20 protein-coding genes and 1 tRNA gene are annotated in these 20,351 nt (G+C 67.0%); 14 read left to right on the plus strand and 7 right to left on the minus strand.

Features of this window, described 5'->3' with window-relative positions; genetic code table 11:
* The first annotated feature begins 117 nt into the window (after positions 1–117).
* Both EJI00_RS00850 and EJI00_RS00855 read left to right on the plus strand, forming a co-directional pair.
* Positions 118–702 carry a ClpXP protease specificity-enhancing factor gene (locus EJI00_RS00850; protein ID WP_126745572.1) on the plus strand — a complete coding sequence of 195 codons (585 nt, stop codon included), beginning with the start codon at positions 118–120 and terminating at the stop codon, positions 700–702.
* A gap of 34 nt (positions 703–736) precedes the next feature.
* A tRNA-Thr gene (locus tag EJI00_RS00855) sits at positions 737–812 on the plus strand.
* Positions 813–906: 94 nt separating this feature from the next.
* On the opposite strand, the gene EJI00_RS00860 is transcribed toward EJI00_RS00855, so the two are convergent.
* The 4 genes from EJI00_RS00860 to EJI00_RS00875 all read right to left on the minus strand — a co-directional run bounded on the left by EJI00_RS00860 (position 907) and on the right by EJI00_RS00875 (position 5,346).
* Positions 907–1,320: a YXWGXW repeat-containing protein gene (locus tag EJI00_RS00860; RefSeq protein ID WP_126745573.1), complete on the minus strand. Its 414-nt coding sequence runs from the start codon at positions 1,318–1,320 to the stop codon at positions 907–909.
* A 104-nt stretch (positions 1,321–1,424) separates the two neighbouring features.
* The gene (locus EJI00_RS00865; protein ID WP_126745574.1) at positions 1,425–2,447 is read right to left on the minus strand and encodes an SDR family oxidoreductase; all 1,023 of its coding nucleotides are present in this window, start codon (positions 2,445–2,447) and stop codon (positions 1,425–1,427) included.
* 215 nt (positions 2,448–2,662) lie between these two features.
* A complete protein-coding gene (gene recJ / locus EJI00_RS00870; protein WP_126745575.1) occupies positions 2,663–4,384 on the minus strand; it encodes a single-stranded-DNA-specific exonuclease RecJ in 1,722 nt (573 codons plus the stop codon).
* Positions 4,381–5,346 (minus strand): hypothetical protein, encoded by a 966-nt coding sequence (locus tag EJI00_RS00875; RefSeq protein ID WP_126745576.1) that lies wholly within the window; start codon positions 5,344–5,346, stop codon positions 4,381–4,383. Before EJI00_RS00875 ends, recJ begins: the two co-directional genes overlap by 4 nt.
* An 88-nt stretch (positions 5,347–5,434) precedes the next feature.
* Here EJI00_RS00875 and EJI00_RS00880 point away from each other — a divergent pair, with 88 nt between their 5' ends.
* The 3 genes from EJI00_RS00880 (at position 5,435) to EJI00_RS00890 (ending at position 8,077) form a co-directional block, all read left to right on the plus strand.
* Positions 5,435–6,691: a lipoprotein-releasing ABC transporter permease subunit gene (locus tag EJI00_RS00880; protein WP_126745577.1), complete on the plus strand. Its 1,257-nt coding sequence runs from the start codon at positions 5,435–5,437 to the stop codon at positions 6,689–6,691.
* On the plus strand, positions 6,684–7,391 hold the full coding sequence (gene lolD / locus EJI00_RS00885) for a lipoprotein-releasing ABC transporter ATP-binding protein LolD (protein ID WP_126745578.1): 708 nt from the start codon (positions 6,684–6,686) through the stop codon (positions 7,389–7,391). The genes EJI00_RS00880 and lolD overlap by 8 nt, the downstream gene beginning before the upstream one ends.
* A 92-nt stretch (positions 7,392–7,483) precedes the next feature.
* On the plus strand, positions 7,484–8,077 hold the full coding sequence (locus EJI00_RS00890; protein ID WP_126745579.1) for an ATP-dependent Clp protease proteolytic subunit: 594 nt from the start codon (positions 7,484–7,486) through the stop codon (positions 8,075–8,077).
* Between the two features lie 16 nt (positions 8,078–8,093).
* Here the strand turns inward: EJI00_RS00890 and EJI00_RS00895 are convergent, their stop codons facing one another.
* Positions 8,094–8,480, minus strand: coding sequence for a RidA family protein (locus EJI00_RS00895; protein WP_126745580.1), 387 nt, complete (start codon positions 8,478–8,480; stop codon positions 8,094–8,096).
* A 187-nt stretch (positions 8,481–8,667) separates the two neighbouring features.
* Between EJI00_RS00895 and EJI00_RS00900 the strand changes: the two genes are divergently transcribed.
* The 9 genes from EJI00_RS00900 to EJI00_RS00940 all read left to right on the plus strand — a co-directional run bounded on the left by EJI00_RS00900 (position 8,668) and on the right by EJI00_RS00940 (position 18,946).
* Positions 8,668–10,242, plus strand: a complete 1,575-nt coding sequence (locus EJI00_RS00900; protein WP_126745581.1) for an ABC transporter substrate-binding protein — start codon at positions 8,668–8,670, stop codon at positions 10,240–10,242.
* A gap of 43 nt (positions 10,243–10,285) precedes the next feature.
* Positions 10,286–11,227 (plus strand): ABC transporter permease, encoded by a 942-nt coding sequence (locus tag EJI00_RS00905; RefSeq protein WP_126745582.1) that lies wholly within the window; start codon positions 10,286–10,288, stop codon positions 11,225–11,227.
* Positions 11,228–11,235: 8 nt separating this feature from the next.
* Positions 11,236–12,075, plus strand: a complete 840-nt coding sequence (locus EJI00_RS00910; RefSeq protein ID WP_126745583.1) for an ABC transporter permease — start codon at positions 11,236–11,238, stop codon at positions 12,073–12,075.
* A complete protein-coding gene (locus tag EJI00_RS00915; RefSeq protein WP_126745584.1) occupies positions 12,075–13,112 on the plus strand; it encodes an ABC transporter ATP-binding protein in 1,038 nt (345 codons plus the stop codon). The genes EJI00_RS00910 and EJI00_RS00915 overlap by 1 nt, the downstream gene beginning before the upstream one ends.
* A gap of 148 nt (positions 13,113–13,260) precedes the next feature.
* Positions 13,261–14,238: an ABC transporter ATP-binding protein gene (locus EJI00_RS00920; RefSeq protein ID WP_126745585.1), complete on the plus strand. Its 978-nt coding sequence runs from the start codon at positions 13,261–13,263 to the stop codon at positions 14,236–14,238.
* Positions 14,235–15,554, plus strand: a complete 1,320-nt coding sequence (locus EJI00_RS00925) for an amino acid deaminase (RefSeq protein WP_126745586.1) — start codon at positions 14,235–14,237, stop codon at positions 15,552–15,554. The genes EJI00_RS00920 and EJI00_RS00925 overlap by 4 nt, the downstream gene beginning before the upstream one ends.
* A 13-nt stretch (positions 15,555–15,567) precedes the next feature.
* A complete protein-coding gene (locus EJI00_RS00930; RefSeq protein WP_126745587.1) occupies positions 15,568–16,479 on the plus strand; it encodes a MurR/RpiR family transcriptional regulator in 912 nt (303 codons plus the stop codon).
* Positions 16,476–17,948, plus strand: a complete 1,473-nt coding sequence (locus tag EJI00_RS00935) for an N-acyl-D-amino-acid deacylase family protein (RefSeq protein WP_126745588.1) — start codon at positions 16,476–16,478, stop codon at positions 17,946–17,948. The genes EJI00_RS00930 and EJI00_RS00935 overlap by 4 nt, the downstream gene beginning before the upstream one ends.
* Before the next feature lie 356 nt (positions 17,949–18,304).
* Complete coding sequence (locus tag EJI00_RS00940) at positions 18,305–18,946, plus strand: flavin reductase family protein (protein WP_126745589.1); 642 nt, start codon at positions 18,305–18,307, stop codon at positions 18,944–18,946.
* 25 nt (positions 18,947–18,971) lie between these two features.
* On the opposite strand, the gene EJI00_RS00945 is transcribed toward EJI00_RS00940, so the two are convergent.
* Positions 18,972–19,766, minus strand: coding sequence for a CPBP family intramembrane glutamic endopeptidase (locus EJI00_RS00945; protein WP_260590414.1), 795 nt, complete (start codon positions 19,764–19,766; stop codon positions 18,972–18,974).
* Positions 19,763–20,323 carry a methyltransferase family protein gene (locus EJI00_RS00950; RefSeq protein WP_126745591.1) on the minus strand — a complete coding sequence of 187 codons (561 nt, stop codon included), beginning with the start codon at positions 20,321–20,323 and terminating at the stop codon, positions 19,763–19,765. The genes EJI00_RS00945 and EJI00_RS00950 overlap by 4 nt, the downstream gene beginning before the upstream one ends.
* Between the last annotated feature and the right edge of the window lie 28 nt (positions 20,324–20,351).

Genomic DNA, 20,351 nt, shown 5'->3' on the forward strand with positions numbered 1-20,351 from the left:
GCACTTCGTGTCGCTTCTCCAACCCCCTCGCCGGGGGGCAACACCGGCGGCCCGGCAAAGCCGGTTCCGCGGTGTTCTGCGAAGAGTCGAAGCCAGAGATTGCACGGTAGAAAATTCATGATCAACGCGCTCGAGTCGTCTTCCACCCGCCCGTACCTCATCCGGGCGCTGTACGAATGGTGCACCGACAACGGGTTCACGCCCTATGTCGCGGTGCAGGTCGACGACACCGTCCAGGTGCCGCGGGAGTACGTGAAGAACGGCGAGATCGTGCTGAACATCAGCTTCGACGCGACCAGCTCGCTCAAACTCGGCAACGACTTCATCGAGTTCAAGGCCCGATTTGCCGGCAGCGCGCGCGAGATCATCGTGCCCGTAGGCCGGGTCATCGCGATCTATGCGCGGGAAAACGGGCAGGGCATGGCCTTTCCGGCTCCCGTGCCTGCAGGCAGCGGCGCCGAGGGCGGTGCTTCCACGGGCGCCGTACCTTCGCCCCAGGGCCCTGCGCGCATGCCGCTGCGCGATGCCTCGCGCGGCACCGAAGGCGATGCCGGCAAGATCGTGCACCTGGTTACGGGGGAAGACGCGGATGAAATGGTCGATGTCGGTGACGATTCCGGCTCCTCCACCGACCCCCATGACGAGCCGCCGCGCCCTCCGGCCGGTGGCGGTAGCCGCCCCTCGCTCAAGCGCGTGAAGTAGGCGCGTTTCGCACCGCTAAAATCCCAGGATTCGTGCCGCTTTAGCTCAGTTGGTAGAGCACCCGCCTTGTAAGCGGAAGGTCGTCAGTTCGATTCCGACAAGCGGCACCATATCGAAGATCCCGGAAGGCACTCGCCTTGGCCGGCAAGCAAAAAGGGGCGATTTCTCGCCCCTTTTTCATTTCCTGCCAGCGGCTTACAGAGATCAGCAGCGGCCTTTCTTGGCTTGTCCCGGTGGGCAGTGCGCGTGCCCGCCGCCGCCGTGGTCGCCGCCATGGTCGGCGTGGCGAGCCCTCTCCGCCCGGCGCCAGTTGCCTTCCTTCCACCGCCATCCGCCGTCCGCCTGAACCCAGCGGCCGGGCGCATATGCGTAGTCCGGCCGTGCGGCCTGCCAGAATCCGGCGCGCCAGACATAGGCGCGCTGGTTCCATTGCCAGTGTCCCGGCACCCACACCTGGCCGGCCCTGGGACCCGGCATGGGCTCATAGCGAGGCGCGGGAGGCGCCACCTGAACCAGGGGCAGGTTGATATTGACGGAAACCTGTGCCGCGGCGGGCAGGGCAGACGCGGCGAGCGCGGCGGCCACCAGAAGAGCAAGAGCGGAGGCGGAGATTTTCATTGGAACCTTGGAACATGTGAACACGTATGCACAACGCAAACCGGTGCAGAGTGTAGTCAGCACATTCCTCAGGACGGCTCGCATCGAAACCGTGCTACTGCGTCTCAAACCGCGCCCACGCTGCCCGTGATCGGCAGCACGATGCCGGTGATGTAGCTGGCGCAACTCGGCGCGGCCAGGAACACATAGGCGGGGGAGAGCTCTTCCGGCTGTGCCGGCCGTTGCATGTCGGTGTTCTTGCCGAAGTCCTTGACCTTTTCAGGTGGGCTGTCCGCGGGGTTCAAGGGCGTCCACACCGGCCCGGGCGCCACCGCATTCACGCGGATGCCCTTGGGCAGCAGGTTGCTGGCCAGCGACTTGGTGAACGCGTGAATGGCGCCCTTGGTGGTCGAGTAGTCGAGCAGGTGCGCGCTTCCCTCGAGGCCGGTGACCGAGCCGGTGTTGATGATCGACGAGCCCTGGCCCAGGTGCGGCACCGCGGCGCGCGCCATCTGGAAATAGCCGAACACGTTGGTCCTGAGCGTCAGGTCGAAGCGCTCATCGGTAATGTCCTCGATCGACGCCGCATGCAGCTGGAACGCCGCGTTGTTCACCAGGATGTCGAGCTTGCCGAAAGCTTCGACCGTCTTGTCGACCGCTTTGCGGCAGAACGCCGGATCGCAGACGTCGCCCTTGATCACGATGCAGCGCGCGCCTTCCTCTTCTACATGCCGGCGGGTTTCCTCCGCGTCGTCGTCTTCATCGAGGTGCACGATGGCCACGTCGGCGCCTTCGCGCGCATAGAGCAGCGCCACGGCGCGCCCGATGCCCGAGTCGCCTCCGGTGATCAGTGCCGTCATGCCTTCGAGCTTGCCGCTGCCTTGGTAGTCCGGCGCCTCGAACCGGGGCCGCAGCGCCATGTCCGCTTCCTGGCCGGGCTTGCTCAGGTGCTGGGCCGGCATCGGGTTGGCCGGCTGCGGCCGCGAGCCTGCCTGCGCGGGCTGGCTGGACTTCTTGGCGGCGGGTTTCGCGCTGTCTTTTTCATCTTGCGCGCGTTGGACTTCCCGGTGCTTGGCCGCGGTCCGGGCTGGTTCCGCGGACTTGGATGATTTGGCGGATTTGGAAGGTGATGCGGTGGTCGATTTCATGGTGCCTGGGCTCCTGCATGTGAAAGACAACCGTAGAACCGCGTCGCGCGGCCCGCGTAGGAATCCGTCTCGAATGCACGCCCACCGATGCCGACCAAGGAGAGTTTTCGTGCCTGTTTCAGAAACACCGCGGAACCGGCTTTGCCGGGCCGCTGGTGTTGCCCCCGGTAGGGGGAGGGAGTAGCGACACGAAGTGCGCGAAGCCTGGGGGCGAGCTAAATCTCCGCGCCCTCGACCAGGAAGCGCACGCGGCGCACGCCCTGCCACTCATCGGCATCGAGCCTGAAGGCGAGCTTCACGCGCGCGGGCAGCGGGTCGGTATGGCCGAACCAGATGCCGTCGACCGGGTGGCCTTGGTGCCGCAGCTTGAGCGCCAGGTGCTTTTCGCCCACGAGGCGTTGCGACACCACCTCCACTTCCTCGCTGAAGGTGGGCGGCGCAAAGCCCTGGCCCCACACCTCGCGGTGCAGCGTGTCGACGAGGTCGATGCGCATGTACTCGCGCTCCAGCGGCCCGTCGGTGTCGAGGCGCCGCGTCAGCGTGGCTGCGTCGAGCCACTCGTGCGCCACCTCGGCCAACGCGCGCTCGAACACCTCGAACTTCTCGCGCGCCACGGTGCAGCCCGCCGCCATGGCATGGCCGCCGAAACGCAGCAGCACGCCCGGATGCCGCTTGGCCACCAGGTCGAGCGCATCCCGCAGGTGAAAGCCCGGAATCGACCGGCCCGAGCCCTTGAGCTCGTGCTCCTTGCCTGGTGCGCCGCTCGCGGCAAACACGAAGGTCGGGCGATGGAAGCGGTCTTTCAGGCGCGAGGCCACAATGCCGACCACGCCTTCGTGAAATTCCGCGTCGAACACGCTGATGGCGGCCGGCGGCGCTTCGCCGCCCTTGGCATCGGGGCCGAAGAGCGACTCGGCCAGCATCAGCGCCTGGTCGCGCATGCCGCCTTCGATGTCGCGCCGCTCGCGGTTGATGCCGTCGAGCATGCGCGCGAGTTCGTCGGCGCGGCCCGTGTCGTCGGTCAGCAGGCACTCGATGCCCAGCGTCATGTCGGCGAGGCGTCCGGCCGCATTGATGCGTGGACCCAGCGCAAAGCCGAAGTCGAAAGTGGTGGCCACGGCGGCATTGCGCCCCGCCGCCTTGAACAGGGCCGCAATGCCCGCCGGCAGCGCGCCGGCGCGAATGCGGCGCAGGCCCTGCGCCACCAAGCGACGGTTGTTGGCGTCGAGCTTCACCACGTCGGCTACGGTGCCGAGCGCCACCAGCGGAAGCAGCACGTCGAGCTTGGGCTGCGTGGCCGCCGTGAAGATGCCGCGCGTGCGCAACTCGGCGCGCAGCGCCAGCAGCACATAGAACATCACGCCCACGCCGGCAATGCTCTTGCTCTCGAAGCCGCAGCACGGCTGGTTGGGATTCACCAGCACATCGGCGGCCGGCAGTTCGGGGCCGGGCAAGTGGTGGTCGGTCACCAGCACCTGCAGGCCGCGCGCCTTGGCGGCGGCCACGCCCTCGACGCTGGCGATGCCGTTGTCGACGGTAATCAGCATGTCGGCACCGCTGTCGGCCACGCGCTCGGCAATGGGCGGCGTGAGGCCGTAGCCGTCGACCACGCGGTCGGGCACCAGGTAGCTCACGTTCTTTGCGCCGAGCAGGCGCAGGCCTCGCACCCCGACGGCGCAGGCAGTGGCACCGTCGCAGTCGTAGTCGGCCACGATGCACAGGCGCTTGCCCAGCGCCATGGCGTCGGCCAGCAGCACCGCGGCCTCGCGCGTACCGTGCAACGTATCGGGCGGCAACAGGCGCGCGAGGCCGTCGTCGAGTTCTTCCTTGGCCAGCACGCCGCGCGCGGCAAAGAGGCGGGCCAGCAAGGGGTGCACGCCGGCCTGCTCCAGCGCCCAGACCGTGCGGGGCGGAATTTCCCTGGCGATGATCTTCATAGGGCCTCGAGCACCGCAGGGGCGCGTGGCCGGTCGAACAGGCTCTTGGCCCAACCCACCAGCCCGCGCTGCTGTACTGCATAGCGCTGCGCCGCACGGTCGCCGCACAGCGTGATCGTGATGGTCGCACCGGCGGTGTAGTCGGCCAGCAGGCCGGCGACGGGGCCTGCATCCAGCGCTTGCCACGCCTGTGCCCAGCCCGGGCCGTCGTCGCGCAACGCAGCGACGCGAAGCGCGTCGCTCACGGTGGGCGCGGGCATGGCGGGAGAAGGGTCCGTCTGCAGCGCGCCGGTGCCGCTGAGCCAGAAGGAGTTGATCGGCGGCACGCCGCGGGCGGCGCGGTCGTCGTTCACGCGTTGGGTATAGAGCAGCATCTGCATTTCGTTCTGGAGGCGGCGCAGCGGCCGCGCGGCTTCGGCCAAGGGCGACCACTGCGAAATCGGATGGCCCACCGCGCGGTCGATCGATGCCGTTGCCAGGCCGTCGAAGATGCGCGCGCGCGCCAGCCAGCGGCCCGGCGTGGAAGAGGGGTGCAGCGCAATGCCGTCTTCCTCGAAGAAAGGATGGGCGGCGGCCAGCAACGCGGCCGATTCCGCGGCGTCGATCTCGATAGCGGCCGGGTCGCCCAGCACCACGTCGTCGATGCCCACCTGCCAATTGCACAGCGACACCAGGCCCCAGCCTTCGCGGTCGCCGGGCTCGGCAATGCCGATCTGCCTGGCTTCGAGCGCGGCCCAGGGAATGCAGCCGTCGGCTGCGGAAATCCCCAGCGCCGCGGCCAGCGCCCGTTCATGGGGCGGTGAGCGCGTGCTTTCGTCTTGCGTATCGGTCTCCACCAGCGAGAGCCGGGAGAGCAGGGACTCGAGGTTGGGCAGCCGAAGCGATGGCAGGGCCGCGCGGCATGCAGGGGAACCGCGGCCGGCAAAGGGAATCAACAGATGACGTGGGAGAGGTTCGGCCATTCCCCTATTGTCCGGGAATGCCACAATCCCGGGGATGCAACGCCCCGAAGCGCCCTTGGCGCCGGAAGCGCGTCAAAGAACTGGAAATATGCGACTTCCTTATGAACTGCAACTCGGCTGGCGCTACACGCGCGCAGGCCGGGCGACACGGCGCAATGGCTTCATCTCCTTCATCTCGGGCGTATCGATGCTCGGCATTGCGCTGGGGGTGGCGGCGCTGATCATTGTGCTCAGCGTGATGAACGGCTTCCAGAAGGAAGTGCGCGACCGCATGCTCGGCGTGGTGTCGCACATCGAAATACTTTCGCGCGACGGCCAGGCCCTGCCCGACATCGACGCCATCATGGCCGCGGCGCGCAAGAACCCCGAGGTGGTCGGCGCGGCTCCCTTCATTGCCACGCAGGCGCTCATTGCGCGCGGCGAGGACATGAAGGGCACGCTGGTGCGCGGCATCGTGCCCAAGCTCGAACCCGAGGTCACCGACATTGCCACCACCGCGCAAAAGGGCACGCTCGACAAGCTGGTGCCGGGTGAATTCGGCATTGTGCTCGGCGGCGAGCTCGCGCGGTCGCTCTTCGTGCAGCCCGGCGACCAGGTCACGCTGGTGGCACCCGGCGGTCAGGTCACGCCCGCGGGTGTGGTGCCGCGGCTCAAGCAGTTCACCGTGGTCGGCACCTTCGATTCGGGCCACTACGAATACGACTCGGCGCTGGCCATGATTCACGCGGAAGACGCCCAGCGCGTGTTTCGGCTCGACGGGCCCACCGGCATCCGCATCAAGCTCAAGGACCTGAACGAGGCGCGCGACGTGGCCGACCAGATGGCCGTCACGCTGCCGGGCCAGTTTTTGATTCGAGACTGGACGCGCCAGAACAAGACCTGGTTTGCGGCCGTGCAGGTCGAAAAACGCATGATGTTCATCATCCTCACGCTCATCGTGGCGGTGGCGGCCTTCAACCTGGTGTCCACCCTGGTGATGACCGTGACCGACAAGCGCGCGGACATCGCCATCTTGCGCACGCTGGGCAGTTCGCCGCGCAGCATCATGGGCATCTTCGTGGTGCAGGGCGCCATGGTCGGCGTGATCGGCACCGTGGCCGGGCTGCTGCTGGGGCTGGGCATTGCCTACAACATCGACGTGATCGTGCCCGCGCTCGAGCAGCTTTTTCATGCGAGCTTCCTACCCAAGGACATCTACCTGATCAGCAAGATGCCGAGCGATCCGCAGCGCAGCGACATCATGCCGATTGCCATCATTTCGCTGGTCCTGGCCTTCCTGGCCACGCTGTATCCGAGCTGGCGCGCCAGCCGCGTCAACCCTGCCGAGGCCCTGCGCTATGAGTGAACAACAAGATATCGCCACGCTTGGCAACGGCGTGGTGCTGAAGGCGCGCGGCCTCACCAAGCGCTTTCACGAAGGGCGCATCGACCTCACCGTGCTGCACGGCGTCGACCTGGACGTGCGCGCCGGCGAAACGCTGGCCATCGTCGGCGCCTCGGGCTCCGGCAAGAGCACGCTGCTGCACCTGATGGGCGGGCTCGACGCGCCCACCTCCGGCAAGGTCGAGTTGCTCGGCAAGGACATCGCGCATGCCGATGCGGCCGAGCAAGGGCGGCTGCGCAACCAGCACCTGGGCTTCGTCTACCAGTTTCACCACCTGCTGCCCGAATTCAGCGCGCTCGACAACGTGGCGATGCCGCTCAAGATCCGGCGCACCGAGCCCGCGCAAGCGGCGGCGGCGGCCACCAAGATTCTCGAAAGCGTGGGCCTGGGCGGCCGCCTGCATCACCGGCCGGCCGAGCTCTCGGGCGGCGAGCGCCAGCGCGTGGCCATTGCGCGCGCGCTCGTCACGCAGCCGGCCTGCGTGCTGGCCGACGAGCCCACGGGCAACCTCGACCGCAACACGGCCGACGCCGTGTTTGCGCTGATGATCGAACTCGCGCACAAGCACCGCACGGCCTTCGTGATGGTCACGCACGACCAGGAACTCGCAAGGCGCTGCGACCGCGTGCTGCAACTGGTGGCGGGACGTCTGGCGGGTTGAGTTGATGCCGCTGCCACGCGGGCATGCAATGTCGGCGAAACTGTTTGTCTGTTCGGCAAGATGCCGTTCAATCACAGGAGTGCTTCTTGATCATGGAAACCGACGACGACACCACGCCCGCTGCCACTGCGGAGCCGCGCAATTCCTACCTGGAAGAGAAAGCCTTCAAATCGCGCACGCTGCTGATCTTCGGCAGCATCACCGACTCCGTCGCCGCCGACGTCACGCGCAGGCTCATCGCGCTGGACGCCGACAGCCCGGACAAACCCATCGACATTCTCGTGAGCTCGCCCGGCGGCCATCTGGAGTCGGGCGATGCGATTCACGACATCGTGCGTTTCATTTCCGCGCCGGTGAACATGATCGGCACCGGCTGGGTCGGCAGCGCCGCCACGCACCTGTACCTGGCCGCGCCGAAGGAACGGCGCGTGTGCCTGCCGAACACGCGCTTCCTGATCCACCAGCCCAGCGGCGGCGCGGGCGGCCAGGCGACCGACATTGCCATCCAGGCGCAAGAGATCATCAAGGCCCGGCACCGCATCGCGCATGAGATTGCGCGCGAAACCGGCAAGCCGATCGACGTGGTGCTGGCCGACATCGAGCGCGACCGCTGGCTCTCGGCCGAAGAAGCGGTCGCCTACGGGCTGGTCTCGCGCATCATCCAGCGCAAGACCGAGCTGCTGTAGCGCTGACTGGCGCCGCTTACTTGGGCTTGTAGGCCACCACGTCGATCTCGACCTTGGCGTCGACCATCAGGCTCGCCTCGGTGGTCGAGCGCGCCGGCTTGTTTTCGCCGAAATAGCTCATGTAGATGCGGTTGAAGGCACCAAAGTCGCGCGCGTCCTGCAGCCACACGGTGCTCTTGCATACGTCGTCGAGCGTGGCGCCGGCCAGTGCGAGCACCTTCTTCAGGTTTTCCATCACCTGGCGCGTCTGCGCCTCGATGCCGCCCACCACGATTTCGCCCTCGGCATTGGCGGGCACTTGGCCCGACACATAGATGAAATCGCCCGCGCGCACGGCCGGCGAGAAGGGGCGGGCCTGGCGGTCCGAGGCGACGGGCGGGGCGCCGAGGTATTCGAGCGGCATGGGAAAACTCCTGAAGTGAGAAAAGAAGAAGAAAGAGGATCGTAAGTATCGGTCCAATCTGAAAGTTAGTTTCAGAAAAACCCTCAACCGAGGGTTAACACGGATGATTTGACATGAATACTGCTTCAAAGTCCGGGCCGAAAAGAAAATTTCTTTCAAACCCGCCCGCCCCATGAAGGAGTTCCCCATGCCTCACGCCGGTCTTGTCCAGCGCCTGCCGCACCTGTCCAAGCGCAGCCTGCTGGGTGCTTCCCTGCTTGCGCTGCTGTGCGCCGCGCTGCCCCAACAGCAGGCGCAGGCCCAGGGGCCGCGCAACTTTGCCACGCTGGCCATGGTGGCCGAGCCGCAGACGCTCGACCCGATGGCGTCGACTGCCGACCTGGTCGGAACCATCATGCAGCACGTGTATGAAACGCTCTACACCTTCGACGCCAAGTGGAACGTGGTGCCGATGCTGGCCGAGAGCAGCCCCAAGATCTCCGCCGACGGCAAGACCTACGCCATCACCCTCCGCAAGGGCGTGATGCTGCACAACGGCCGCGAACTCACGGCCGACGACGTGGTGGCCAGCCTGCAGCGCTGGATGGACCAGTCGCCGCGCGGCAAGGCCGTGGGCAAGGAAATAGAGAGCCTCAAGGCCAAGGGCCCGCTGGGCGTGGAGATCGTGCTGAAGGCGCCGTATGCGCCGCTGCTGTCGCAGCTTGCGCTGCCGAGCGGCATGGCCGCCATCATGGCCAAGGATTCCATCGCCTCGCCGCTGAAGGAATTCGTCGGCACCGGCCCCTACAAGTTCAAGGAGCGCCGGCCCGACCAGTTCGTGCTGCTCACGCGCTTCGACAAATACACCGCGCGCAAGGAGCCTGCGAACGGCTATGGCGGCAAGCGCGAAGCGGCGATTGAAGAACTGCGCTTCGTGCCGGTGCCCAATGCGAGCACGCGCGTCGAAGGCGCCTTGGCCGGCCAATACGACTTTGCCGACCTGCTGCCCGTGGAGGCGCTGCCCCGGCTGGAGAAGGCTGGCGGCAAGACCGTGCCGATCATGACGCCGTCGTTCGGCTTTCCGTACCTGGTGCTCAACACCAAGGAAGGCGTTGCCTCCAATCAGGCCATCCGCCAGGCCATTCAAACAGCGCTCGGCGAGGGCGAGATGCTCGCGGCCGGCTTCGGCGACACGCGCTTCTTCGTGGCCGAAGGCAACCACTTTCCGAAGGGCTCGCCGTTCTATTCGGCGGCCGGCGCCACGCTGTACAACGAACGCAACGCGCCCAAGGCCAAGGAGGCCGCGGCCAAGGCCGGCTACAAGGGCGAGCCGATCCGCGTGCTCACCAGCCGCCAGTACGACTTTCACTACAACATGTCGCTCTTGATGGCCGAGCAGCTCAAGCGCGCCGGGTTCAAGGTCGACCTCAACGTGGTCGACTGGGCCACGCTGGTGCAGCGCCGCAACGACCCCAAGCTCTGGGACATCTACGTTACCCATTCGGGCCAGTTCCCCGAGCCGATGCTCTCGCCTCCGCAGCTCGGCGACGGCGCGCCCGGCTGGTGGGACACGCCCGCCAAGAAGGCGGCGCTGCAGGCCTTCAACGTCGAAAGCGACCCTGCCAAGCGCGGCGCACTGTGGGGCAAGGTGCAGCAGGTGGTGTACGAAGAGGTGCCGTACATCAACGTCGGCAAGTTCAACGGCCTCTCGGCCAAGAGCCCGGCACTGGACAACTACCAGCCCGCGACCTGGCCGTTCTTCTGGAACGCCCGGATCAAGTAATGGGGCCGTTCGCTTTCGCATTGGCCTTCCCGGACTGCATTCGATGATCCGCTACATCGCCTCCCGCGCCGCCGGCATGCTCGTCGTGCTCGCCATCGTGGCGGTGCTGGTCTTCGTGCTGACGCGTGCAGCCTCGGGCGATCCGGTTTCGGTGCTGCTGGGCGACCAGGCCACCGCGGCCGACATCGCCCGCGTGCAGAAGGAATACGGCCTGGACAAGCCGCTGCCCGTGCAGTTCGGCTACTGGCTGCGCGAGGTGCTGCAGGGCAATCTCGGCACGTCCATCTTCCTGCAGCGGCCGGTGACGCAGGCGCTGTGGGAGCGGGCCGAGCCGACCACGCTGCTCGCGCTCATGGCCGTGGCCATTGCCGCACTGATCGGCGTGCCCTGCGGCATCGTCTCGGCGGTGTTCCGCGGTCGCGTGGTCGACCAGCTCTTCACCGGCATCGCGATGCTCGGCGCCAGCATTCCGAGCTTCTGGCTGGGCATCGTGCTCATTCAGATCTTTGCCGTGTCGTTCGGCTGGTTTCCGGTGTCGGGCTACGGCGCGCCCGATGCGCCGTTCGCCGAGCGGCTGCATGCGCTGGTACTGCCGGCCACGGTGCTCGGCCTCTTGAACTCGGCGCTCATCATTCGTTTCACGCGGGCCTCGATGCTCGACGTGCTCGGCGAAGACTATGTGCGCACCGCGCGCTCCAAGGGCCTGAGCGAGAGCGTGGTCGTGCTCAAGCATGCGCTGCGCAATGCGCTGGTGCCCATCGTGACGGTGATCGGCCTCACGGTCGCGCTGATGATCGGCGGCGCCGTCATCACCGAAACCGTGTTCGGCCTGCCGGGTGTCGGCAACCTCGTGGTGAGCGCGGTGCTGCGGCGCGACTACCCGGTGATCCAGGGCGCGCTGCTCGTGATTGCGGCGATCTACGTGCTGATCAATTTCTCCATCGACCTGCTCTATGCCGTGGTCGATCCGCGCGTGAAGGTTTGAGAGAAAAAATGCAAATGCCCCGAATGCTCCGCCAGCTGATGCACCGCCGCATCGTGATGGTCTCCGCGCTGGTGCTGCTGGTCATCGCGGTCATGGCCATCGGCGCGCCGCTGTTTGCCTCCATCGATCCCAACGACACCGCCGTGCTGCAACGCCTGAAGGGGCCAAGCGCCGAGCACCTGCTGGGCACCGATGAGCTCGGCCGCGACATGTACTCGCGCATCGTGCATGGTGCCCGCTACTCGCTGGCCATTGCGGCGCTTACCGCGCTCGGCGCGGTCGTCGCCGGCACGGTGCTGGGTCTCATGGCCGGTTTCTTCCGGCGACTCGACGCGCCGCTGATGCGCGTGGTCGACGCGATGATGTCGTTCCCAGACATCCTCCTGGCCATTGCGCTCGTCGCCATCCTCGGTCCTTCGCTCATCAACACCGTGCTGGCGCTGGTGCTGGTCTACACCCCACGCGTGGCGCGGGTGGTGCGGGCCTCGACATTGGTGGTGCGCGAGCTGCTGTTCGTCGAAGCGGTGCGTGCATTGGGCGTACGCACCTCGCGCATCCTGTGGCGGCACATCCTGCCCAACCTGATGTCGCCGATCCTCGTGCAGGTGTCGTTCATCTTTGCCTACGCCATCCTGGCCGAGGCGGGGCTCTCGTTTCTAGGGGTGGGCGTGCCGCCCGAAATTCCAACCTGGGGCACCATGGTCGCGGGCAGCCAGCAGTACGCGCACCAGGCCTTCTGGGTGGTGCTGTTTCCGGGGCTCGCCATCATCTTCACCGCGCTCTCGCTGCAGCTGCTGGGTGACGGCGTGCGCGACCTGCTCGACCCCAAGCTCAAGAAGACGCTGTGATGACGACCCCCACGAACACACCGCGTCTCCAGGTCAGCAACCTGAGCACCAGCTTTCCCACCGAAGATGGCCTCATCCGCTCGGTGGCCGACGTGAGCTTTTCGATCCAGCCCGGCAAGACGACGGCGCTGGTGGGCGAATCGGGCTCGGGCAAATCGGTGACCAGCCTCACGTTGATGCGCCTCTTGCCAAAGACTGCGAATGCGCAGGTCAGCGGTTCGGCTTCTTTCGTCACCCGCGAAGGCAAGTCGCTCGACCTGCTGCAGATCGGCGAGCGCGAAATGCGCAGCCTGCGTGGCAACCAGCTGTCGATGATCTTCCAGGAGCCGATGACCAGCCTGAACCCGGTCTTCACCATCGGCGAGCAGATTGCCGAGAGCGTGCGGCTGCACAAGGGCCTCGACCGCAAGGCGGCCATGGCCCATGCGCTGCGCATGCTGGAGCTGGTCGAGATTCCCGCCGCGGCGCAGCGCATTCACGAGTACCCGCATCAGCTGTCAGGCGGCATGCGCCAGCGCGTGATGATTGCGCTGGCCATGGCCTGCGACCCGACGCTGCTGATTGCCGACGAGCCCACCACCGCGCTCGACGTGACCATCCAGGCGCAGATCCTCGAACTCATGCGCCGGCTGCAGGCCGAGACGGGCATGAGCATCCTTTTCATCACCCACAACCTCGGCGTGGTCGCGCACCATGCGGACGACGTGGTGGTGCTCTATGCGGGCCGCGTGGTCGAAAGCGCGCCCGTGCGGCCGCTGTTCGCGCAGCCTGAGCATCCGTACACGCAGGGTCTGCTGGCCTGCCTTCCCGGCAAGGCTCGCCTGCCGGGGCAGCCCAAGCCCAAGCGGCTGTTCGCCATTCGCGGGCAGGTGTCGAGTCCGCTCGCGCCGCCGCCGGGCTGTGCGTTCGAGCCGCGCTGCGACCATGCGGTGGCAGGGTGCAAGGAGGCGATGCCTCCGCTCATCGATATCCGCCAGGATCGCCAGGTGCGCTGCACGCGGGTGCAGCCGGATGCGCAACTTGCGAGGGTTGCATGAGCCACCCGTCGCTGACCCCGTCTTGCTCCCTCCCCTTCCGGGGGAGGGCTGGGGTGGGGGCACGCGGCCGTTTTATTGTTGCGACGGTCTCCACCGCCCAGAGCCCCCACCCCAGCCCTCCCCCGGAAGGGGAGGGAGAAAGTCCACAATGACCACCGCCGCTCCCCTCATCGAAGTCCGCAGCCTCAAGAAATACTTCGGCAGCAGCGACCGCCCGGTGCGCGCGGTCGACGATGTGTCGTTCGCCATCCGCCCCGGCGAAACGCTGGGCCTGGTCGGCGAATCTGGCTCGGGCAAGAGCACCATCGGCCGCACCGTGCTGCGGCTGGTCGAGCGCACCGATGGCCAGGTGCTCTACCGCGGCGACGACATCGGTGCACTCTCCGGCGAGCGCATGCGCAAGCTGCGCAGCAAGCTGCAGATCATTTTTCAGGACCCGTATGCAAGTCTGAACCCGAAGATGCGCATCAGCGCCATCCTCGGCGAGGCGCTGTCCACGCACGGCTTGCACAAAGGCGCCGCGGCGCGCGACAAGCGCATCACCGAGCTGCTCGAAACCGTGGGCCTGCGCGCCGAGCATGCGAGCCGCTTTCCGCATGAGTTCTCGGGCGGGCAGCGCCAGCGCATCGGCGTGGCGCGCGCGCTCGCGGTGGAGCCCGAGTTCATCGTGGCCGATGAGCCGCTGTCGGCGCTGGACGTGTCGATCCAGTCGCAGGTCATCAACCTCTTGGCCGACCTGCGCGAGCGGCTCGGGCTCACCATGCTCTTCATCTCGCACGACCTCGATGTGGTCGAGTACCTGTGCGACCGCGTGGTGGTGCTGTACCTGGGCAAGGTGATGGAGGTGGCCACCACCGACGAGCTGTTCGCGCGGCCTTCGCACCCCTACACCCAGGCGCTGCTGGCCGCGAGCCCGAAGCCCGACCCGACGCTTGCCACCGAGCGCATCGCCCTCAAGGGCGACATTCCCAGCCCCATCTCGCCGCCATCGGGCTGCGTGTTCCGCACCCGCTGCCCCCACGCCATCGAGGCCTGCGCGCAGACCGTGCCGCCGCTCGATGAAATATCTCCTGGACACTACAGCGCCTGCATCCGAAAAGAGCTGCTTTCCAATATTGCCGCATGACCATGACCGACATCACCGCCGCCGCCGACAACAACGATTTCAACGACCCGCTGCTGGGCAGCAGCTTCAAGGGTTATCCGCGCACCCAGCCGCCGCGCCGCCGCAGCGAAGTTGGCGCCGCGGGCTGGAACGTGCTGGCCGGCGATCTGCCGCTGCCGCTGGCCGTGCTCAAGCGCGAAGCGCTCGAGCACAACCTGGCCTGGATGCAGTCGCGCGTGCGCGAGTGGGGCATCGACCTGGCGCCGCACGGCAAGACCACCATGTCGCCGCAGCTCTTCCAGCGCCAGCTCGACGCCGGCGCCTGGGGCCTGACCTTTGCCACGGTCACGCAGCTTGCCGTGGGCGTGGCGGCTGGCGCGCGCCGCACGCTCATCGCCAACCAGGTGGTCAGCGACGAAGACCTGGCCGGCATCCAACTGCTGCTGCACGCGCATGCCGACCTGCGCGTGGTGTTCCTGATCGATTCGCTGGCGCAGCTCGCGTTGATCGAAGACTGGTCGAAACGTCACCCCGAGAGCGTGCCTTTCGACGTGATGCTGGAGATCGGCGTCGAAGGCGCGCGCACCGGTTGCCGCACGCACGAGGAAGCCGTGGCGCTTGCCACCCGGCTTCGTGCGAGCGATGCGGTCAAGCTCGTCGGCATCGAAACCTACGAAGGGCAGGGCGCCACCGGTGCCAGCGGCGCCGACACGGCCTACGCCACCACGCTGATGGACCGGGTGGAAGCCATCGCGCGCCATTGCGACACGCAGCAGCTGTTCGAAACCGATGAGGTGCTGGTCTCCGCCGGCGGCTCGGCCATCTTCGATCTCGTGGCCGGCCGCTTGAAGCCAGCGCTGGGTTCGCCGGTGCGCGGCCTGCTGCGCTCGGGCTGTTATGTCACGCACGACCACGGCTTCTACAAGCGCATGGTGAGCGCGGTGGACGAGCGCCTGGGCTGCGATTGCGGCGAGAGCCTGCGCCCCGCCATGGAGGTGTGGGCCACGGTGCAGTCGCGGCCCGAACCAGGCCTGGCGATTCTTGCAGCGGGCAAGCGCGACATTTCCTTCGATCTCTCGATGCCGGTGCCGATCGCACGCGCGCCCCGCGGCATGCTTGAAGCGCAGGCCGTGCCCGCCGGATGGAAGATCACCGCGCTGAACGACCAGCATGCCTACCTGCGCTGGGACGCGTCGGAAGAGGCGCAGGCACCCGTGGTGGGCGACCGCGTCGGCCTGGGCATTTCGCACCCCTGCACCACCTTCGACAAATGGCACTGGATGCCGGTGGTCGAAGAGAACTACCGCGTGAGCGACGCCGTCGCCATGCACTTCTGAGCCACGCCAACCGATGACTCCTTCATTGCTTCAGAAGATCGGCGAGATCCGCAGCAGCGCGCCTGCCACGCGGCGCGCGATTCTCGACCTGATCCTCGAAGACCCGGACCGCGCGCTCGAGGAAAGCTTCGAGCAGCTCGCCGAGCGCTCGGGCAGCTCGGTGCCCACCATCATGCGCACCTGCCGCGACCTGGGCTTTGCGGGGCTGCGAGAGTTCAAGCTCGCGCTCGCGCAAGAACTCGCGCTGGGTGGCTCGCCGCTGCACCGGCGCGTGAACATCGAGGACGCAGCGGACGAAGTCGTCAGCAAGATCGCGCGCAGCGCGGCGGCCTCGGTCTCGGGCGTGCGCGGGCAGCTCGACATGCAGGTGCTCGAAGGAGCGGTGGCCGCCATTGCGGCCGCACCGCACGTCGACTTGTACGGTGCGGGCGCCACGTCGTGGTTCATGGCCAACGACCTGCAGGCGCGGCTCTTCAGGCTCGGCCTCTCGGCCAATGCCTGGGCCGACTACCACCTGCAGCAGGTGGCGGGCGCGGCGCAGCGCCCGGGCGGCGTGGTCATCGCCATTTCGCACGTGGGCGGCATGCCTTCGCTGCTCGACGCGGTGGACATCGCGCGCGGGCAGGGCGCCAAGGTGGTCGCGCTCACGCGGCCGGACACCGCGCTGGCGGCCAAGGCCGACTTTCTGCTGGGCCTGTCCGTGCCCGACGACGCCGTGATGCACGTGGGCATCGATGCCTACCTGACGCACCTCACCGCCATCGAGATTCTCACGGTGCTGGTGGCGCAGCGGCGCGGCGAGCCCGCGGTACAGCGCCTGCAGCGTGCGCGCGAAGCCTTTCAGCGCCACGGCATTGACGCGGCCACGCACCCGCTGCAAAGCTGGGACGGCGGCGGCATCAACACCGGAGGCCGCGCATCGTGAGTGGAGAAGCCAAAGCCATATTGCTCGAAGCCGGCCTTGTGGTCGACGGCTCGGGTGGGCCTTCATGGACGGGTGACGTGCTGCTGCAGGGCGACCGAATCGTTGCGCTCGGCGAAGGCCTGCGTGAGCGGCTGCCAGAAGACCTGACGCTGGCCGACATCGAGATCGTCGACTGCCGAAAGAAGGTGATAGCCCCCGGCTTCATCGACGCGCACACGCACGACGACGCCATCGTGCTGCGCGACCCGCTCTGCCTGCCCAAGGTATCGCAGGGCATCACCACGGTGGTGACAGGCAACTGCGGCATTTCGCTTGCGCCATACCGTACGGTGCAGTCCAAGCCGCCGCTCACGCTGCTGGGCGCGGAGTCGTTCAAGCACGCCACCATGGCCGAGTACCGCGCGGCTGTCGATGCGACGCAGCCCGCCCTCAACGTCGCTGCGCTGGTGGGCCACACCACCTTGCGCTTTGCGGCAATGGAAGCGCTTGACCGCCCCGCGAGCGCCGACGAGCTGGCGCGCATGACGGCCCTGCTCGACAGCAGCATGGCCGAAGGTGCGCATGGCATGTCGTCGGGCCTGTTCTATGAAGAAGCGTTTGCCGCTCCCGCCGAGGAAGTGACTGCGCTCGCACGCGTCGTCGCAAGGCACGGCGGCGTCTACGCGACGCATCTGCGCAGCGAAATGCAGCAGATCATCGAGGCGCTGCATGAAGCGGGCGATACGGCCTTCAGCGCCGGCGTGCCGCTCGTCATTTCGCACCACAAATGCGCCGGCCCCGCCAACTGGGGCCGCACGAAGGAAACGCTGCCGCTGATCGAGGCGCTGGCGGAGCGGCAGAAAATTTCGATGGACGTGTACCCCTACGTGGCCGGCTCCACCGTGCTGCGCGAAGACCTGGTCGACGGCGTCATCGACGTGCTGCTGACCTGGTCCGACCCGCACCCCGAGATGACTGGCCGCCTCATTTCCGACATTGCGCGCGAGTGGGGCACCACCGAACAGGAGGCGTGCCTGCGCCTGAAGCCCGGCGGCGCCTGCTACTTTCAGATGCAGGAAGAAGACGTGGAGCGCGTCATCGCGCATCCGCTCACCATGATCGGCAGCGATGGCCTGCCGCACGACCGTCATCCGCACCCGCGCCTGTGGGGTGCATTCCCGCGCGTGTTCGCGCGCTACTGGCGCCAGCGCCGCCTGTTCACGCTGGAGCAGGCCGTGCACAAGATGACGGGCATGACGGCGCACAACCTGCGCATTGCCGACCGCGGGTTGCTGCGCGTGGGTGCCATGGCCGACGTGGTGGTGTTCGACCCGGAGACCATTGCCGACACTGCCACCTACGACAAACCGCATGGCGTGAGCCTGGGCGTGGAGTGGGTGTTGGTGAATGGGGTGCTGGCGTATCGCGGCGGCGGCGCCGAGGCGAAGGTGCTGGCTCGGGCGGGGCGGATGCTTAGCCGCGGGGGCTAGGGCGGACTTGTTCAGGGTGGCGTTGTTCTTTGCGCTGCTGTTCAGGGTGCGTGCAAAGGCCACCGGGTACTCCCCTCCGCGAATGTCCCCCGGGGCTGCGCCCCTCCTCCTTTATTTCGCTGCGCGGAGCACCCGATGCCCTGTGCACTGGGACACGCTGCTGGTGTTCCGCTGATCAACTACCGCTCTGTGCAACGCACCCGCTGGCGGGGTGCCTTGCGCAGCGAAATAAAGGAGGAGGCCGCAGGCCGGGGGACATTCGCGGAGAAAGGTACCCCGTCGGCGGGTGCGCACCCTGAACACCCGCACTCCGACCGCGCGCTGCGAAGAGCCGCAAGGCGTGGCATGCTGGCCGCATGACCCCTCCATCCTCCGACACTTCCAACGCTTCATCGTCTTCGCACCGCCTGCCCGTACCCCTGACCAAGGCCTACCGCCTGATCAATCACGGCCCCACCGTTCTCGTGAGCGCCGCCCACGGCGGCCAGCGCAACATCATGGCCGCGGCCTGGGCCATGCCGCTGGACTTCGATCCGCCCAAGGTGGCCGTGGTGCTCGACAAGAGCACGTGGACCCGCAAGCTGCTCGAAGGCGCGGGTACCTTTGCGCTGCAGGTGCCCGCTCGCGCCCAGCTCGACCTGACGGAAGCCCTGGGCAACAGCTCGGGCCGCGAGATCGTCGAACGAAACGGCCAGGACAAGTTCGCAGCCTACGGGCTGCAGACTTTTGCCGGCACCGCCGGTACGGCGCCCTTGTTGGAAGGCTGCGTGGCGTGGCTCGAATGCCGGCTGCTGCCGGAGCCGCACATCCAGCAAAGCTACGACCTGTTCCTGGGCGAGGTGATCGCCGCGGAGGCCGACTCGCGCGTGTTTGCCGACGGGCGCTGGAACTTCATCGGGCATGACGACCTGCGCACGCTGCACCATGTGGCAGGCGGTCACTTCATCGTCGATGGCGACGCGGTGGATGCACGGCCACTCGCGCCCGTGCAGACTTAGTTCTTGAGCCGCCGCCGCCCGCGGGTCAGGGCGCCGGCCTGCGCGCAATGGGCGCCACCAGCATGTGCCGCAAAGCCAGTACGCCGCACACCGTTGCAAGCAAGATTGCCAGCAAGGCCAGCGCGGTATCCGCGAGCGAAATGGTTTCGGGCAGGTCGCTCAGGAAAATCGTGCCGGTGTTGTAGGCCGCATGCAGCGCGATGCAGGGAATGAGCGAGCGTGTGCGCTCATAGAGCCACCCGAGCGCCGTGCCCATGACCAGACCCACGACAAACTGGTAGATGTTCATGTGTGCCACGCCGAAGAGCAACGCCGAGCCCAGGATGGCTTGCCACCTCGAATAGCGCTGCAGGAAACCCCGCAGCACGATGCCGCGGAAGAGCATTTCCTCGAGCAGGGGCGCCATCACGCACACGGCCAGCGTGGCGGCAACGCTGCCGTCGGCCATGCGGCTGAACATCGATTCCTCCCAGGCCGAAAGCGGCGCGACCAGCATCAGCAGGTTCATCGCGGTCACTATCACCACCATCAGACCGGGCACCAGCAGCAGCACCGGCGGCACGATCAGCACCAGCGTGGCCCTGGCGGAGGCCGGGGACTGGTGGAACAGCTCGCGATAGGTGAGCTGCTGAAAGTGCATGACCCCGGCGAATACGCAGCCGTTGCCCAGCACCACGGAAAGCACGCCCAGCTGCATCTCGTTCAGCCCGAGCCAGCGGTTGGCGTCGCGCAATGCCAGGCTAATGACAAACTCGCAGAGGAACAGCGCGAGGAACAGGAGCGCGGCTTGTGCTCCGCTGGGAAAACCCTGGCTTTTCACAGCAGGAAAGGAATGAAGCGCCGCGTGCGGCGCATGTAGTCGCGGTAGGCATCGCCGAAATGCGCGATGCATTCCTTTTCGTCGCTGCGTGCCGTCAGAAACAGCAGCACCGTGGCCGCCAGCACCAGCGCAAGGGTGAGCCAGGTGAACTGCTTCAGGAAGGCGCCCCAGGCCAGCAGCATCAGCGCCGTGTACATGGGGTGGCGAATGTAGCGAAAGGCGCCGGTGCTCACGATGGAAGACGTCTTCTCGAAACCGTAGAGCGCAGGATCGTCGTTGCGGGCCTCGGTCGGCTTGCCATGGGCCTTGAGCAGCCTTACCGCATGGATCGGCAGCCAGATCGACAGCGCCAGCAACACGCAGGAGAGCAATTGCGTAAACGACAGCGGGTCGACATGCCACACCGGCAGGTTCACGATGATCAGCACCAGCATGCACTCCCACGCGAAGAAGCGGTAGAAGCCGTGCGAGCCTGGCTGGCGCAGCGGCCCGCGCGAAACGTAGAGCAGCGCGGCCGTGCCGGCGACAAAAAGAAAGATCTGAAACCAGAGGAGCATGGCGGCCGAATTTACACGGCCCGCCCGA

It is taken from the genome of Variovorax sp. DXTD-1 (assembly GCF_003984625.1).
Classification (GTDB): Bacteria; Pseudomonadota; Gammaproteobacteria; order Burkholderiales; family Burkholderiaceae_C; genus Variovorax.

What these genes read in the sequence shown, in the direction of transcription:
- EJI00_RS00850 (WP_126745572.1), top strand. Translation starts at nt 118, where the DNA reads ATGATCAACGCGCTCGAGTCGTCTTCCACCCGCCCGTACCTCATCCGG.
- EJI00_RS00860 (WP_126745573.1), bottom strand. Translation starts at nt 1,320, where the DNA reads ATGAAAATCTCCGCCTCCGCTCTTGCTCTTCTGGTGGCCGCCGCGCTC.
- EJI00_RS00865 (WP_126745574.1), bottom strand. Translation starts at nt 2,447, where the DNA reads ATGAAATCGACCACCGCATCACCTTCCAAATCCGCCAAATCATCCAAG.
- recJ (WP_126745575.1), bottom strand. Translation starts at nt 4,384, where the DNA reads ATGAAGATCATCGCCAGGGAAATTCCGCCCCGCACGGTCTGGGCGCTG.
- EJI00_RS00875 (WP_126745576.1), bottom strand. Translation starts at nt 5,346, where the DNA reads ATGGCCGAACCTCTCCCACGTCATCTGTTGATTCCCTTTGCCGGCCGC.
- EJI00_RS00880 (WP_126745577.1), top strand. Translation starts at nt 5,435, where the DNA reads ATGCGACTTCCTTATGAACTGCAACTCGGCTGGCGCTACACGCGCGCA.
- lolD (WP_126745578.1), top strand. Translation starts at nt 6,684, where the DNA reads ATGAGTGAACAACAAGATATCGCCACGCTTGGCAACGGCGTGGTGCTG.
- EJI00_RS00890 (WP_126745579.1), top strand. Translation starts at nt 7,484, where the DNA reads ATGGAAACCGACGACGACACCACGCCCGCTGCCACTGCGGAGCCGCGC.
- EJI00_RS00895 (WP_126745580.1), bottom strand. Translation starts at nt 8,480, where the DNA reads ATGCCGCTCGAATACCTCGGCGCCCCGCCCGTCGCCTCGGACCGCCAG.
- EJI00_RS00900 (WP_126745581.1), top strand. Translation starts at nt 8,668, where the DNA reads ATGCCTCACGCCGGTCTTGTCCAGCGCCTGCCGCACCTGTCCAAGCGC.
- EJI00_RS00905 (WP_126745582.1), top strand. Translation starts at nt 10,286, where the DNA reads ATGATCCGCTACATCGCCTCCCGCGCCGCCGGCATGCTCGTCGTGCTC.
- EJI00_RS00910 (WP_126745583.1), top strand. Translation starts at nt 11,236, where the DNA reads ATGCAAATGCCCCGAATGCTCCGCCAGCTGATGCACCGCCGCATCGTG.
- EJI00_RS00915 (WP_126745584.1), top strand. Translation starts at nt 12,075, where the DNA reads ATGACGACCCCCACGAACACACCGCGTCTCCAGGTCAGCAACCTGAGC.
- EJI00_RS00920 (WP_126745585.1), top strand. Translation starts at nt 13,261, where the DNA reads ATGACCACCGCCGCTCCCCTCATCGAAGTCCGCAGCCTCAAGAAATAC.
- EJI00_RS00925 (WP_126745586.1), top strand. Translation starts at nt 14,235, where the DNA reads ATGACCATGACCGACATCACCGCCGCCGCCGACAACAACGATTTCAAC.
- EJI00_RS00930 (WP_126745587.1), top strand. Translation starts at nt 15,568, where the DNA reads ATGACTCCTTCATTGCTTCAGAAGATCGGCGAGATCCGCAGCAGCGCG.
- EJI00_RS00940 (WP_126745589.1), top strand. Translation starts at nt 18,305, where the DNA reads ATGACCCCTCCATCCTCCGACACTTCCAACGCTTCATCGTCTTCGCAC.
- EJI00_RS00950 (WP_126745591.1), bottom strand. Translation starts at nt 20,323, where the DNA reads ATGCTCCTCTGGTTTCAGATCTTTCTTTTTGTCGCCGGCACGGCCGCG.